Source organism: Nostoc sp. (assembly GCF_036919575.1).
Taxonomy (GTDB): domain Bacteria; phylum Cyanobacteriota; class Cyanobacteriia; order Cyanobacteriales; family Nostocaceae; genus Nostoc.
Genome location: NZ_JBALBY010000004.1, coordinates 1 through 15,894 on the forward strand (window position 1 = coordinate 1; position 15,894 = coordinate 15,894).

The following is a 15,894-nucleotide window of genomic DNA, read 5'->3' on the forward strand; positions in this document are numbered from 1 at the left end:
TCCCCACTCCCCACTCCCCACTCCCCACTCCCCACTCCCCACTCCCCACTCCCCACTCCCCACTCCCCACTCCCCACTCCCCACTCCCCACTCCCAGCCTACGCAACTCAGTTCAATAATCAAAGCGGATTACTATATTAGTTTTTGTTAGCACGCGCTGAAAATTCTTCTGATTCTTCTACCTGAGATTTAAATGTTGGTGCTTCTACAACTTCTTCAGGTGCAGAAACGATGATATCAGCACCATTGATAATTGCTCCCAATAACCCCAGTTCCGATTCAACCAATTGATCAATAGCTTCACCTACCATATTCTCTTCTGTATAGTGTGGTCGCGTCACTAGTACGATGCCATCGCTGTAGGGTTGGATTAACAAAGGGTCATTGGATATGCCCAGAGGGCTAGTGTCTAAAATAACTAAATCAAAACGTTCGCGGACATCCTCGATCAACCGCCGCATTTCGCTAGATTCAAGAATAGCAGCTGATTGCCGCACAGGGCCAGGGCTGGGAAGAATGTATAAATTTTCTACATCAGGAACTAAACGAATACATTCACTTAAGTTAGCGTAATAACGCAGGGGTTCAATAGTGGCGTCGGGGTCAGGAATTACTTTCAGGGACATACAACGGGAAGGCGATCGCAAATCTGTTTCGATAATCAAGGTTCTTTTACCAGCACGGGCTGAAGCTATACCCAAGTTATATGCACTTGCCGTTTTACCCTCAAGACTACTGGTGCTAGTAATTAACACCACCTTTAAGTTTTTACCACCAATCCGGCGCAGATTACTACGGAATTTCTCATAAAATTCTAAATAAGGAGAATCGACAGAAAGTAGCACAGGCATCGCTTCTGGATCTAAATCATCAACTGGCATTAAAGGCAATTCTCCCAACAGTGCCACTTCCCGTTGCTTGAGGCTCTCGCGGATATCTTCCCTGGTTTTGAAAGTGCCTTCCATCGCTCCCAACACAAATATCACCCCGCCACCAATCAACACACCTAAGAAACCACCCACAGCAAGGGTAATCGGCACACTCTTCGGAGGTTTAATGTCGGCAAGGACTGTAGGGCGTCTGGCAATGCTGAGGCTGCTAGTAGTTTCTGCCTCTGCGGTTTTAGCATCGGTTAGCTTCACCTGCATTTGGTCATAGATAGCTTTTTTGAGTGTAACCTCCTGTTCTAAACGCGATCGCTCTAATTGCTTATTGGGTATTAGAGCATACTCTCGCCGCAGTCGCGCTTCTTGTTGAATTTCTTGGGCTAGTTGTTGTTGCAGCGTCTCCCCTTGGGTTTGCAACGTCACCATTTGGTTTGCCAACTGCTGACGTGCAGGATCTAAGCTACTTTGGGCGCGAATACCTGCAATCTTACCCGGAAGCGGAGCCGCCGTACCTTCACCACCTAACACCTCCGCTGCACGTTGTTGCAGCAATTCCTCAGCAGCTTGTTTCTGACGCTCCAACTGAACCATAGTTGGGTGTTCGGGTCGCAAATCTTTTCTGAGTAAGGCGATTTGCGACTCACTTTGATAAATTTGCGTTCGCAAGCTCCCAATAATTGGATCGGCACTCAAAGCAGAAGAAATATAAGCTTGTCCGACTGTTAAACCTAACTTATTTTGTAAACTGCGAACTTGACCATCAACTCCAGAAATAGTTAATTGAATTTCCCGTTGCAGATTTTGGCTGGTAGTAATAGCGCTTAACAAGCTGCCATTCTCAGCTGCTAATATTGCCGTTCGCTCGATGCGATCGTACTGTTCCAACTTCTTTTCAGCAATTTGCAAATCTCGTTTAGTTTGTGGTGTGCGATCGTTAATCTTTTGAATAATTGCCTGTAATCGCCCAGTATTGATATCACTGCTCAACTTGATCATTGATTGCATCAATTCTGCCAAGACCTGTATAGCTCGTTTGGCGTCAGTATCTACATATTTCAATTCCAATATACTAGATTCATATTCTCCAGTCCTGGGGTTTTTTTTAGGTAAAGTCAGGGCAATACTGCTAGCGAGCTTTTTCGGTTGGACACCAGCTTTTTCTGCCACTCCTGCAATTATCTGGTTTGATAATAAAGCTTCCTCATTCAGTTCCTTACCTTGCTGTTGGATTTGAGTACCAGTTGTAGAGAAAGAAACTGGTGGTCCACTATAGGTAAGTGCAGCAGATCCTATATAACTAGTAGGTGGCTCTGGTTGCATAGCCACCAGAGTTGACCCGGCTACAACTAAAGCAAAACTAGCCAGTCCAATCCATTTGTACTTCTCAAAAGCAATAAGATAGCGTTTAACAATTGGTGGGGTCATGGTCGTTTTGCTCCAATAAAAAATTAAAAATTAAAAATTTAGGAAGTACCAAACTAAAGATAGTGGTTTTGATACAAGATCGCTATCAACTTCCTACTGTATATATCGGTTGATTGATATCTTTAATATTTTTCCATTAATGAATTCCAAGAGAAGTTGGAAATGTGGCTTCCTCCACTCCCAACTATTTCCAGATTGTACCCTGCTTTGAGAATTACTAATTTGAACCATTGCCACCCACGTTTCTAAAAAATTGGAGAAAGGATTGGACATTGAAGAAAGGTTGGGTAATGGTAGTCAGTAAATTAGTAATCTTACCGATGAGGTTTCGACCAACAACAATAACATCATTATCTTGAAGCGGCACATTTTGAGATGCATCACCACCTAGAGCTTTTTTAGCATCAAGTTTCTGGGTAACAGCTTTACCTCGTTCAGAATCAAAGCGAACCAGAGCGATATCCCGGAGGTTAGCAGCGTCAAGATTTACTCCTCCCAAAGCATCTACAAATGTACTGCCGTTAGGCAACGCTTGAGTGGAAAGACCTCCCCCAGCGTAGTTTAAAACCCGGACTCTAATCTGTGGTGTCGCCAAGGATGAACGTGCTACCAAATTGCGGTCATAACCGTCATCATTACCAACTTCACGACGGGGTACGAGTATCGCATCTCCATCTTGTAAGCGTAAATTAGGGATTGAACCGCCATTTTGCAATGCTGCATATAAGTCAATATTTTGTGAAATCACGGAACCATCAATTAACTTCCGGCGTACTTGCACTTGTCGCAGGTCTGCATTCAAAGTTGAACCGCCAGATATTAGCAAGGCATCAGCAACGCGGGGTGTTGATGAATTAATCGGATAAATTCCTGGTTTAAATATTTCGCCGCTAATAGTAACTTGAACTGGTCGCGTCCCTGCCAAGGATACTACCACAATTGGATCTGGGAAAATGCGACTTAAACCCAAGCGAATTTTTTCTTGAGCTTCTTCCAAAGTTAAACCTTGTAATGACACCGTTCCCACTTGCGGCACGACAATGTTACCTTCTGGACTAATTGCAGCTTGAAAAATGAAGTCTTGACGCTGCGTTGCTAAGGCTAAAACTATTACCGGATCAACTACATAACGATTTAAACCCAAACGAATTTTTTCTTGAGCTTCTTGCAAAGTTAAACTTTGTAAGGAAACTGTTCCCAGTAACGGCACCACAATATTACCTTCTGGGTTGATTAAAGCTTGAAAGCTCAAATCTGGAAAGCGCTGAACTGAAACGCTAATTCCATCTCCTATTCCTAAGCGGTATGGGCCAGGAGGACGCTGAAGCACAACGCCAATTGTATCTCCTGGCCCCAAGAGGTAGCGGCTGAGTTGGGGGGAAATTTCGTTATTTGCACCTGGAGGCACAACCTCAGTACCTGGCAGAGGCGAGGGGGGTTGACCTGGTGATTGTCCTTGAGATGGAAAAGGCAGGGCAACGACAAGTTGGATAGGTGTTGTTAAGAAAACTCCTACTTGAAGACTAACAAAACACAAGGCGCTGAATCCACGCATATTAAAATTGGAGTCTATGAACATCGGTGCAGAAAATACTGATATACAAATTAGTCGCGCGGAATGGTTATTTTACTCTATGAATGTCCTAAATGTCTCTTTTATCTCCAAGTATTTACCAAGAAGAACAGGATAGTTTACCAAAATTTTATTTCTAACTTTATATTGTTAACATCTTTTAGCTCAGTTTCAGCCTGAACGCAATTTATTGAGATACTGTTGATGAATATCTGGACAAACGTATATGTAACAGACTCTACAAAGGGTCTGCCATCAATACAGCTTGCACTGTTTCTCCGATAGACTGGGCTAAAGACCAAGATGTTTCTACTTGCCCCAAAGGTTCCATTGGAATCAGAATACTGACGGCTACCCAAGGAATACGTTGCTTATGCCACTGTGCCAATTGATCCGCCAAGAACCAGTGTAAAGGTGATGGATTTCCACCGTCTGGCATAGCGTACCATTGCAACACAGCGAAGGTTTGCTGTGGTGTGGAGGCGCGAAAGAACCTAGCTTCTACTTTAGTTTCGACATTAGAAGTCAACTTTGCAGGCGGTTTCACAGTAAATTCAGCAGAGCGAGATTGAGCTACATCCCACTTTCCCCAGCGTGACCTTCCCCAGCCGTTAACCTCTGTCCACTCTACCTCTGGTTGATCCATAGGCCCATTTTGTGGCAGCAAAAGCAGGATTGCCTGGGATGGCGAACCTTCTTTTTTAATTACCTGCAAAGACCATTTATGTTCGCCAATTTGCTGTTCTGCTTGTTCAATGGTTTGCCAACCAGGAAGGGCTAACCCAGTCTTACGGATCTGTCTTAACTCGTTGAGGGTAGTAACACGTGGCGGCTGTTTCCATTGCCAGTGTCCTGTCAGGTATCCGGGAACCCCTCCTATTGCTAGCACCAGTAGTAATAACAAAAGTGCTGCTACTTGACTCAATTGGTTTTGCTTGAAAAACTTGGAGAAGGAAATCATCAGTAAAATTTATAATACTTAGACAAAATTTTACTTCATAAAATCACACTATGAGTTCAGTAATATTTATGATTTACGCATTAGCGAGGAAAAATTAAGGGAGTAGGGAGTGGAGGAGTAGTAGTGCTGAGTGCTGTTAGCGGGGCGTTTAGCCCGTGCTGAGTGGGAAATCTCACTTATTTACTCAGGAGCTCTGGGAGCATCCCATTTGGCGATACATCAGTCATGCGTGTCAACTTAACGTTAAAAGGGCGGTTAGAAACCGCGTCTACACATGCAAAACCCACCTTTCCTTGCGGAACGCTACGCGAACGTGGGTTAAGAATCCTTGATTTTGTATTAGTCCACGAAGGTGGACTAAGTTTTGTGTAGCCGCGTACTCCTACGGAGAAGCAAGCTACGCGTCAGCGTGCCGGAGGCTCTATTCTATTCGCCAAGGCTTAAGTTGACACCAATGTACATCAGTAAATCACAAACTTTTGGAAACAAACGTAAAAGCAGGGGTTCTAACCGGTAGAGCTTCCAATAAGTCGGTTACAGGGTTGCTGCCCTGTAATGAGAATTATGTATCAGATTTTGTTACCAATGCTTTAGGAGTTAAGTTAACTACAAATTTCCAGCAGTCGAGTAACAGCACGCGCAGCCGAAAACTTTCCCGCAACGTATTCGCTGGACTGAAAACCCCGTTTAATTGCTTCATCCGGATTATCTAAACAGTATCGCATACATTTGGCTAATTCTTCTGCATCTTCATTTTCAAAAAATAGGCTGTGCGGTCCTCCCACTTCGGGTAATCCTCCCATTTTTGAGACAATCGAGCAGGTTTGAACGCTAGAGGCTTCTAACACTACGTAAGGTGCTGGATCTTGCCAACGAGATGGAGCAATTAAAGCCAAAGCATCTTGAACTTTTAGCAGTACTTCTTTTTGAGAAACTTTACCTAAAAAATTAACTTTGTTGGCAATTCCTAAATCAGACGTTAGCTGTTTTAATTCCTGAGATTGTCCGCCATCGCCAATAATAGTAATTTTAAATTCTTTATTTTCATCTTGTAAAATCCGCGCTGCTTTTAATAAAATATCTACGCCTTTGTCTGTATCTAATCTACCGACAAAAATAAAATTATATGGCTTAGATAAATTTTCTAAAGTTTTAAGCTGATTTTCCGACTTGATTTCAATCGGATTATATAAAATATCAACTGGCCAAGGAAAAGCAGAAGATTCTCCTAAAAAGTTACTACAAGCTGTATGATAATCGGCTAAGAAGGCAGTAGAAAGCCGGCTAGTTAGGCGTGCCCATTTCACAAAAGTGTGTAATTTCCACTTGAATGGATAGTTGGCTTTCGGCAATGTGTGTTTAAATTCAGCTTTTAAACGTTGCATAAACTTCATCTGCTCATAACTAGTATGAGTAGATTGATAAAGGGAATAATGGTATTTAATAATTATCTTTTTTCGCAAGAATTTACATAACAAAGTAAAAGATAAGTCATTTGAATTCATATGTACTATATCTGCCCAAGCAATATAACTAAACCATTTGGCGATATTATCTTGTCTGGTAGAAATAGTTTTAACTTCAATTAGTCTAGCTTCCAACTCGGGAATAATAGAATAAATGTAAGTTAAAACTCCACTAATTTCATTGTCGTAATGACGGTGTTGAATTAATATTTTCATACATCAGGTGCTGGAAATTTTGTATTTATGGGAATTGTGGTTGAGCATAACTATGAAACAAGTATAGTAATCCGCTTATGTCCCTGGTTTACCTCACCCTCAATCCCTCTTCTTATAAAGGAGAGGGAAGCTAGATACAGGATGAAGTTTTGTATTTTATTTAATCCACGTTCCTTAACTCGGAACTGTTTTGCCCAATGCCCAATACTTCTCTATGAGAGGCTGCGCCAACGACAATGCTACTTCAATGTCGCTCAGTACAAGTCAGTACAAGTGCCCAATGCCCAGTGGTTCTAACTTTCTGCTTCTTGCTGTGTTTCTAAAGATGCTGAAAAATAACTATTAATCCAATTTAGTAAGGGCACTAATGACACCAGCATACAAGCAGAGTAGAGATCACCACCCCAACCCTGATGCAACCATGTAAAAGCCGCTTCTTGACCTGTGCCGTGAAAGAAAGTCAGTAAAGTATTACGAATGATATTGGCAGTAGTACTAACGATCGCAGCAATACATAAAAACGATATAGTTGTGCGGCGTGAAGACAAACCATCTGTCCAATAAAGCAGCATCAAGCCTACGTAGAGAGTCGTAAATAACATTTTCAGCCCTGCACAATAGGGGGCAACTTCCACAATCCGTCCTCCCACGTAGATATTTGTCTCATAGACGCTTACTTCCATACCAAATTGATTCAGTATGAAGCCTGCTGTGCCAGCGATGAAGCTTTGGAGAGGCATGGTATAGGGAGCAATGAGATAAGGTACTGCTGTTGGAGTTGCCAAAAATACTAGTAGCAGGGGGAATCCTTGCGATCGCAAACCTGATATTCCTTTAAACCACAAGCATAATCCTGCCAGTATCAGGGGCAACGAAAGGTTAACCCACTCTGTAACACCGCTAAGATAAAAAACTGCCCCTAATAATAAGAAAACAGCGCCCAAAGGATGGCTGGTATCTGGCAAACGTCTCCACTTTTTCCGGTTCATCCAGCCCAGATAAGCAGCAAATGGTAAACCGATAATCCCGTGGCTGAAATATTCGTGTTCTGTGCTGATATTTTTGTTTAGCCAACCATCCAACCAGTGCAGCAATATCGGAGCATAAAGCAGCAGCAAAACGCCTAAAATAGCTAAATTTAATAAGCCTGATGCGTTGATGTTTTTAACCTGTTGCCGGAGTGCCATGATTTTAAGTAATTCAAAAACTGTTATTTAGTCAAGGGGGAGTGGGGAATGGGGAGTGGGGAGTGGGGAACCCCATGATTAACAATTCAAAATTCAAAATTCAAAATTCAAAATTAAAGACATTTTCAGACGAAGCGAAAAGTGTGCAGAAGAGGGGGTTTCCCCCATGAACACCTTTTCAATAGAGAGTTCCTCATTCCTGTATTACCTTACTCCCCACTCCCTACTCCCTACTCCCTCTTTTGCTATTGAATTAACTTCAAGCTACCACTAGGTTATCTACCTTATAACTCGTTGAGACTGCATGAGCGATCGCAGCGACAACTTCTTTGATTTGGCTACTGCTCAAACCAGGATACATCGGTAATGATAATATCTGCTTTGAGAGTTTTTCGGCTTGGGGAAAATCTCCAAGCTGATAGCCTAAGTTGGTGAATGCTGGCTGGAGATGACAAGGAATTGGGTAGTGAATGCCAGTTTGAATTCCGACTGCTGTGAGTTTTTCCTCAAGTTGCTGGCGTTCTATTGGGCAAGAATCATCTACTTTAATCACATAAAGATGATAAACGTGTCCTGTACCACTTTGGTTTTCCATAGGGATAATCCCAGCAGTTGCCAAGGGTGCTAGTTCGCTATCATACTGCTGGGCAATAGTCAAGCGATCGCGATTCCATTGTGGCAAATATGGTAGTTTCTGGTGCAAAATCGCTGCTTGCAAAGTATCCAAGCGGCTATTCGTACCTGATTCAGTATGAAAATACTTTTGCGATGCCCCATAATTTCGCAAGCGCCGCATCTTCTGGGCGACATCTGAATCTCGTGTCAGCACCATTCCTCCATCCCCAAATGCTCCTAAATTTTTGCTGGGATAGAAACTAAAAGCTGCTGCTCTTCCGACTGAACCAGCGTGATATCCGTCTCTTTCGGCGAGGTGTGCTTGGGCCGCATCTTCAAAAATTAGTAGTTTGTAGGTATCGGCAAAGTTCAATAGTTCACTTGGTGATACCATCTGACCATAGAGATGCACAGGGATAATTGCTTTGGTATGAGGCGTAATTGCCTTTGCTGCTTCTGTTAAGTCAATTAAAGCTGTTTGGCGATCGCAATCTACTAAAATTGGCTTGGCACCAGCGCGTAGCACCCCAATTAAGGTTGCAACAAAAGTGTTTGCTGGTAAAATCACTTCATCGCCAGCACCAATATTACACGCTTGCAATCCCAGAGCGATCGCATCTGTTCCTGATGCCACACCAACTCCATATTCTGCCCCAGATACTGCCGCAAATGCTGCTTCAAAATCTGAGAGTGCTTGCCCTAAAATAAAATCTCCCCGTTCCAATACAGATTGGATTGCATCTTGCAATTGCGTTCTAATTGGTTCGTGTTGTAACTTCAGGTCTACAAAAGGAACTCTAATAGTCATTTTATTCATTACCAGTTGTCCTCAAAAAAGATTTCATCGTATCGAAAAAATAGAAAAGCCTGCACAATTTTCAGTGTAAATTTGTAATAGGTTCAATCTCTTGGATCAAGAGTTATAGAAACTATCTAGGGTTGTCAGCGATCGCTACTAACTGTCATCGGTAAAATTGGCTATAAAAATTACATATATAGAGATTATATAAGTAAATTTACGTTGAATGCTCCCAGAGCAATTTTCCCTTCTGTACATAAAGAATCACAGACCTTTGGTATTGTATCCTTAGCATTAGCTTACCCTGACTGAATCCAAATCTAACGCAGTCTGATTGCAAAATCTCAAACAAGAGAGATAACACCCATGCTAAATAGAGAACATTCAGCACCAGTAAATAGTAAGTAGTAAAGAGCGCGTTGGCGACTGAATCGAAGGGATAAAAAAATTTTGTCCCAAACTTGTTTGTCAGAGGCAAAATTAGGGAATGCTTAAAATAGGAATTGATAACCTAGAAATAGGATTTGTATCAATTACAGGATCAAGAAATTATTAAGGTAATAGTGGCAATGGTAGAGCCTGAAAACAAATTATTTGCCCTAAAGGATGGTTGGGATTCTCCTGAATCAAGAGAACAACAACGCCTCAAAGCTTTGTCAGATTTAGGTTTGCGGCAAGCCGAAACGATTCCGGTTTTTGAAGAAGCCACACAGACTGCTGCCCACTTTTTGGAAGTACCAATTTCCATATTGGGATTTATAGATCAAGAACGCCATTGGTTCAAGTCGGCGGTGGGCTTATCTCGGCTGGGATTAATGAATCATTTGGCACAAAGCCGCCAACTATCACGCCGGGAATCCTTTTGCACTCAGGTAGTAGAAAATTCTCAAGTATTTGTAATTAATGATACGCATAAACTTACAGATCCAGTCCTTGCTGGCAGCAACTTAGTGCAAGATTATGGTATTCGTGCGTACTTAGGAGCGCCATTGATTGATGCTGAGGGAAATTGTTTGGGTGCATTGGCGGTGATGGATTTAGTGCCACGCAATTTTACACCGCGAGACATTGAGTTTTTACAAATCATCGCTCGTTGGAGCATGAGTGAATTTGAGCGTAACCGACTGCTGCAAGGGAAACTCAAATCAAGGACTCCCAAGAACACTCCGATATTTTCACTCAATGAGGAACGTAACACCGAGATTAAAATCACCCCACCCACGAAAGATAGCGACTCCCTTTCTACTAAGCAACTGAAACTGGAACTTTTGGGTCAGCTAACTCACGAGTTACGCACGCCCTTAACATCTGTACTCGGTATGGCTAGTGTTTTAGGACGTGAGATTTATGGGCCTTTGACGACTAAGCAGAGAGAATATTTGGAAATTATCCAACACAGTGGTCGGTACTTACTTTCCCTAGTAAACGAAATTACCGAACTAGGAGCTATGGATGAAAACGCTACTGTGCTGAATGTAGCTCCTGTGGATATCGAAATGCTGTGTCAACAAGCTATCAATACTCTAGAAGAAGTAGCTAATCGCCGCGAGCAAGATATTCGCCTCTCTATAGAACCGGGACGCAATCGCATTTTACCTTTAGATAAAGACAAGGTGCGGCAAATCCTCTATCACCTGGTTTTCAGTGTGATTCAACTTGCGGCTACAGGTAGCATTGTTCGCATTCATGTCTCTTACAAGGAAGATATGCTCAACATTACTATTTGGGTTTCCCATCCTTGGCTAGGGGACGGGATAACTGAGGTTGATCCTTACTTCCGTCTGAATTCTTTATCGCTGTTGGATCTGACAGGTGAGGTAGCAACTTACAATACTCATACACAAAGCCAAGAGCAATCGGATACTTCATCAGTAGTAGTGGACAATTCTAAAAACTCAAGTGATTCCCACTCAAAATTCTTTGCTAGTAGTTCAGGTATAAATTTAGCTAAATCACATGGAACTCTTTCTCGTGAAAGCTTGGGTCTATTGTTAAGTTGTCAGCTGGCAGAGTTGCACGGTGGACAAATTTTGATTCAAGGTACACCAGAATCAGGATATCGTTATGTGCTTTCTTTGCCACTGCAATTGGCGAGTTCTTCACAAACAATTAACGGTGTCTGATTACAATCTATAGGGAACATCTGACAGGTGATAGTTTATGGGAACTGGGGAGTAGTGATTGGGAAAGAGGTATTTTCATCTATTTGTTGTGTACCAAGTAGATGAAGTGGTTTGGCATTAAAGGTAGTGGCTGATGGCTAGGAATAAGAATGCCATCACCAACAAAGTAATCTCCGTTATTACCTTTTTATAGCCATAGGCATTATGATCAATTCCAAGTTCTGCGTCGGCAGGCTAATTGATCGCAATGTTTTTTATGAATTTAGTCTGGCAACGATTTACTTTATCATCTTTACCGCTCAAAGAATATCTTGCTACCAGTTACGTACATCGTTCTCTGGTGGGACTGTTGAGTTCTTGGCGGCAAACCAGCATCTTACTCCAGTGGGGAGATGCGACAGCAGCTGCTTTACTCAGCTTAATATATGCCCTTGCACCTTTTGCTTCGAGTACATTGGTGGGCTTGCTGCTGGTGGCTTGTGTGGGATTTTGGCTGTTGTTGACTTTATCTGATGAAGCCACACCAGCAAATGTCTCGTCAGTCACTCCCATTCACCTGCTGGTATTGCTCTACTGGGTAATCGCCGCAGTCGCAACAGCATTGTCGCCAGTGAAAAAGGCGGCGCTTAACGACTTGGGAACGTTAACCTTGTATTTGCTACTATTTGCCCTTTGTGCGAGGGTATTGAGGTCGCCTCGCCTCCGGTCTTGGATTATCATCCTTTACCTGCACATATCGTTAATTGTCAGTGTATATGGATTGCGACAATGGTTTTTTGGAGCCACTGCACTGGCAACTTGGGTTGATCCAGAATCTCCTCTATCTAAGACTACAAGAGTCTACAGTTATTTAGGCAATCCCAACTTATTAGCTGGATACCTCTTACCAGCAGTCATTTTTAGCTTAGTGGCAATTTTTGCATGGCAAAGCTGGCCTAAAAAAGCTTTAGCATTAACAATGTTAATTGTCAATACTTCCTGCCTGATCCTAACCTTTAGTCGTGGCGGTTGGATTGGATTAGTGGTGGCATTTTTGGCTGTGATGGCATTGCTAGTTTATTGGAAAAGCGTGGAAATGCCTCGTTTTTGGCGTACTTGGTCGCTACCGATTGTCTTGGGAGGTTTGATCGGGGTATTGCTGCTAGCGGTGATATTTCTAGAGCCAGTTCGCCTGCGGGTGTTCAGTATTTTTGCTGACCGTAAAGATAGCAGTAATAATTTTCGCCGAAATGTGTGGGATGCTGTCTTTGAGATGATTCGCGATCGCCCGATTTTCGGCATTGGCCCCGGTCACAACTCTTTTAATAAAGTTTATCCCCTCTACCAACACCCTCGTTACACTGCTTTGAGTGCTTATTCAATATTGTTTGAAGTGACTGTAGAAACTGGCTTTGTGGGTTTAGCCTGCTTTCTCTGGCTAATAATCGTCACATTTAATGCGGCATTTTTGCAAGTGCGACGATTGCGACAATTGAGAAGTGTAGAAGGATTTTGGTTAATTGGAGCGATCGCTATTTTGTTGGGTATGCTAGCTCACGGCACCGTAGATACTGTCTGGTATCGTCCTGAAGTCAATACCCTCTGGTGGCTGATTGTTGCCTTAATTGCCAGCTACTGGACACCTTTAGCTCAAAACCAGACAAATTCATCTAACTCACAACCAGCAGTAAACTAACATGAGTAAGTTGTCAGTTGTTTTTCTACTGAACAACTGACAACTTTTAAATGAGTAAATTGTCTAGTCTCTGTAGGTAGTGGCATTTGGGGCATTAGGGTCACGATAAGCGATCGGTTCATTATCACGCTTTTTGCCAGCCAAACCAGCCAGACCTAATAGACCAATTAATCCCAGCCAACCCCAATTAAAATCGTTGTGATCGGAAGTGGTCGTTGTTGGAGCAGTAGTGGCTCCAGAGTCAGTAGTCGTCTGAGCTTGTGCGGATAGAGTTAAGGGTAAAATTCCCATGCTCAAGCTGAGAACACCAGCGCCAACAGCTGTAATGAAATTACTTTTCATAAGTGTAAAAATTCCTGATGCTATCCGAAATTACTCACTAGTGTATCGAGTCCGAACTTTAACAAAATCAATCTGCGGCTATAAACTAGGCATTTTCACAAATCACGCTATGGATATACAACATACTTTTCACAGCAATCTATTTCTCATTCTGCTGTGGTAGTTTGGCGATACTGACCCTTAGGAACGTAAATTAAATAAAATACAAAATTTCATCCTGTATCTAGCTTCCCTCTCCAATATATCGGAGAGGGATTGAGGGTGAGGTAAGGCCCGGACATAAATTGTATGTTATTTAATTCTTATTCCTTAATAGTTTTTCATTGCCCGTTGAATGTCACGCTGATCGTCGCGTCGTTTCAAGTCTTCTCGCTTATCGTGGAGCTTTTTGCCTTTGCCAAGGGCGATACTCACTTTTACCCAGCCTCGTTTGAGATACATTTTCAAAGGGATTAAAGTTAAACCCTGCTGTTCTACTTTGCCAATTAGCTTGCGGAGTTCTTGGCGATGCAACAGCAGCTTGCGTGTACGCCGTGGTTCATGATTGAAATATTGTCCACTAGCGGTATAAGGCGAGATATGCACATTGATCAACCATGCTTCGCCATTGCGAAGTAGAGCATAGCCATCTTTGAGATTAACTTTACCCGCACGAATCGACTTCACCTCGGTTCCTGTCAATTCAATTCCCGCTTCGTAAGTTTCCAGAATTTCATACAAATAACGGGCTTGACGGTTGTCGCTAATAACTTTGTAACCTTCGTTCTTGTCGCTCATTGATAATTTTGTGTGCTTTAAATGTACCTAAAAATTTATTTCGATTGGCTTGTAAATTATCGGGTGTATCTCATAACCGCGATCGCTGCTGAACTGTATATCACTAATTTAGCTTTTCTAAGTTCACAATTAAGAGTTTTCCGGCAAATTTAAGTTATCTGGAGCCAATAATAAGCGTGCCTAATGCTTGGGAATATCCAAGAAGTAAGTAGCAATAGATACCATTGATGAAAAGCAGCTAGCTGGCCTTGATTTTGATTTCCTTAGTTAATTTAGCAATGTCATAGCGTAGGCGTAGGCATCGCTGCTGCAATGTCTTTTAACTCAAATATACTCTTTACGATCGCTTATTGAGAAGTTAACATCATTTTAGCCGTATAAAAAGAAGTTCAAGATACTCACATCTTGCACCTAGTCCTGGCGATTAGAAATCGCGGCTATACAAACGAAGTCCACCTCCGTGGACTAAGAGAAAATCAAGGTTTTTAACCCAGGTCGGTGGGTTTTGTCTGTATAGCCGCGACTTCCAGTCGCCAGGGCTAGTAATCAATTAGATTTTTCAAATATCCTCTGAGATTCAATATATTTTCAGATTGCCGTAATTATCTAGATACAGATATCATCATGAGAAACAAATTAGTTGTTCTTACCGTTGGATTCACCATGCTACTGACAGGGAACCCCAGTATGGCTGGAGTAATTACTCTTTATGATGGCGCATCAGGTGTCACACCCGATCAATATAACGCACCATCCCAGTGGCTAAATTTTGGCTCTCTCAATGGTGGAACACAAAGTGTTAGTGGTGGGTTGACAAATTTAGATACCAGTTCTAACAACAATATATATAGTGGCTATAGCAACTATAATGTCGCTAACCCGCCAGTTTCTTCTTCTGTCATTACCCCTACTACCCTAGTTAACTCATCATTTGCCTCTCTAGATCGAAATGCTGGTTATAACCTGAGTTTTAATGTGAGGATTAACTCTGAAGCCAACAATGGAACTAATGGCCTTTATCGTGCTGGCTTTAGCGTCCTAGTTCTCAGTAGTGACAAACAAGGAATAGAAATAGGTTTTAGAAATAATGATATTTTTGCTCAGGTTAACTCCTCTTTTAATTCTATTTCTCCTGCTGAACAAATAACTGGCGTTTCGAGTTTGCTATCAAGCCTCACTACTTATAATTTAAACGTTTCTGGTAACAACTATACACTAACTAATGGTGCGACTAGTCTCTTGAGTGGTTTGCTACGCGACTACACCACAGCTACTGGATTTGGAAGCGATGTTTATAAAACTTCTAACTTTGTTTTTCTCGGAGATGATACTACATCTGCACGAGCTAACATCGACCTGAAATCTATAACTATTACCAATAACACTGCTGGCGTACCCTACGAATTTTCACCAACTGCTGGTATTTTTGCATTAGTCGCTGTGGGTACTATAAATCATTTATTGAAAAAGAAAAATTCATGAAAACATCTGGTTTTGATATTGTAGAACAGCTAAAAAAATCTAACTTTTGGCTATGTGCGATCGCTGTTGGTTTAACAATCATTCAACTCGATTTAAATTGGAAATTTATTGGTAGTATTGATGCTCTCACTCTCAGAGGTTTATTTTTGACAGCTATAATATATTTAATTTGGAAAAAACAGCATATCCTTAATCTAAAAAGCGATTTATTTTCTACTTTAATTGGCTTATTATTGATTAACTTTATCCTAATTAAAAGTCTATCTTTATTCTCTGGAGTTTAGACTAAAAGCAGGCGATTGCTAAAAAAGTGCGCGTGGTTTTTTGGTATAGATTTTAACTTCTGGAGTTGAGACTATCAAGAAG

General features: G+C 41.9%; 13 protein-coding genes. 5 read left to right on the forward strand and 8 right to left on the reverse strand.

Annotation, left to right across the window (positions count from 1 at the left end):
- Positions 1-137: 137 nt before the first annotated feature.
- The 6 genes from V7K27_RS01670 to V7K27_RS01695 all read right to left on the reverse strand — a co-directional run bounded on the left by V7K27_RS01670 (position 138) and on the right by V7K27_RS01695 (position 9,138).
- Positions 138-2,312: a GumC family protein gene (locus V7K27_RS01670; protein WP_334943682.1), complete on the reverse strand. Its 2,175-nt coding sequence runs from the start codon at positions 2,310-2,312 to the stop codon at positions 138-140.
- Between the two features lie 217 nt (positions 2,313-2,529).
- Positions 2,530-3,891 (reverse strand): polysaccharide biosynthesis/export family protein, encoded by a 1,362-nt coding sequence (locus V7K27_RS01675; protein WP_334943683.1) that lies wholly within the window; start codon positions 3,889-3,891, stop codon positions 2,530-2,532.
- Between the two features lie 232 nt (positions 3,892-4,123).
- Positions 4,124-4,846 carry a cyanoexosortase B system-associated protein gene (locus V7K27_RS01680; RefSeq protein WP_334943685.1) on the reverse strand — a complete coding sequence of 241 codons (723 nt, stop codon included), beginning with the start codon at positions 4,844-4,846 and terminating at the stop codon, positions 4,124-4,126.
- A gap of 602 nt (positions 4,847-5,448) precedes the next feature.
- Positions 5,449-6,528, reverse strand: coding sequence for a glycosyltransferase family 4 protein (locus V7K27_RS01685; protein WP_334943687.1), 1,080 nt, complete (start codon positions 6,526-6,528; stop codon positions 5,449-5,451).
- 293 nt (positions 6,529-6,821) lie between these two features.
- The gene (gene crtB, locus V7K27_RS01690; RefSeq protein ID WP_334943689.1) at positions 6,822-7,715 is read right to left on the reverse strand and encodes a cyanoexosortase B; all 894 of its coding nucleotides are present in this window, start codon (positions 7,713-7,715) and stop codon (positions 6,822-6,824) included.
- Positions 7,716-7,974: 259 nt separating this feature from the next.
- Entirely contained in the window at positions 7,975-9,138 is a 1,164-nt protein-coding gene (locus V7K27_RS01695) for a DegT/DnrJ/EryC1/StrS family aminotransferase (RefSeq protein ID WP_334943704.1), read from the reverse strand.
- 560 nt (positions 9,139-9,698) lie between these two features.
- Here V7K27_RS01695 and V7K27_RS01700 point away from each other — a divergent pair.
- Positions 9,699-11,252, forward strand: coding sequence for a GAF domain-containing sensor histidine kinase (locus V7K27_RS01700; RefSeq protein WP_334943691.1), 1,554 nt, complete (start codon positions 9,699-9,701; stop codon positions 11,250-11,252).
- 256 nt (positions 11,253-11,508) lie between these two features.
- Entirely contained in the window at positions 11,509-12,927 is a 1,419-nt protein-coding gene (locus V7K27_RS01705; protein WP_334943693.1) for an IctB family putative bicarbonate transporter, read from the forward strand.
- A 63-nt stretch (positions 12,928-12,990) separates the two neighbouring features.
- Here the strand turns inward: V7K27_RS01705 and V7K27_RS01710 are convergent, their stop codons facing one another.
- Complete coding sequence (locus V7K27_RS01710) at positions 12,991-13,269, reverse strand: WGxxGxxG family protein (RefSeq protein WP_334943695.1); 279 nt, start codon at positions 13,267-13,269, stop codon at positions 12,991-12,993.
- Positions 13,270-13,578: 309 nt separating this feature from the next.
- Positions 13,579-14,046 carry an SsrA-binding protein SmpB gene (gene smpB, locus V7K27_RS01715; RefSeq protein ID WP_334943697.1) on the reverse strand — a complete coding sequence of 156 codons (468 nt, stop codon included), beginning with the start codon at positions 14,044-14,046 and terminating at the stop codon, positions 13,579-13,581.
- Positions 14,047-14,067: 21 nt separating this feature from the next.
- Here smpB and V7K27_RS01720 point away from each other — a divergent pair, with 21 nt between their 5' ends.
- The 3 genes from V7K27_RS01720 (at position 14,068) to V7K27_RS01730 (ending at position 15,812) form a co-directional block, all read left to right on the forward strand.
- Positions 14,068-14,199, forward strand: a complete 132-nt coding sequence (locus V7K27_RS01720; RefSeq protein WP_334943699.1) for a hypothetical protein — start codon at positions 14,068-14,070, stop codon at positions 14,197-14,199.
- Positions 14,200-14,670: 471 nt separating this feature from the next.
- The gene (locus tag V7K27_RS01725) at positions 14,671-15,528 is read left to right on the forward strand and encodes a PFE-CTERM domain-containing protein (protein WP_334943701.1); all 858 of its coding nucleotides are present in this window, start codon (positions 14,671-14,673) and stop codon (positions 15,526-15,528) included.
- On the forward strand, positions 15,525-15,812 hold the full coding sequence (locus V7K27_RS01730; protein ID WP_334943703.1) for a hypothetical protein: 288 nt from the start codon (positions 15,525-15,527) through the stop codon (positions 15,810-15,812). The genes V7K27_RS01725 and V7K27_RS01730 overlap by 4 nt, the downstream gene beginning before the upstream one ends.
- Positions 15,813-15,894: the final 82 nt, after the last annotated feature.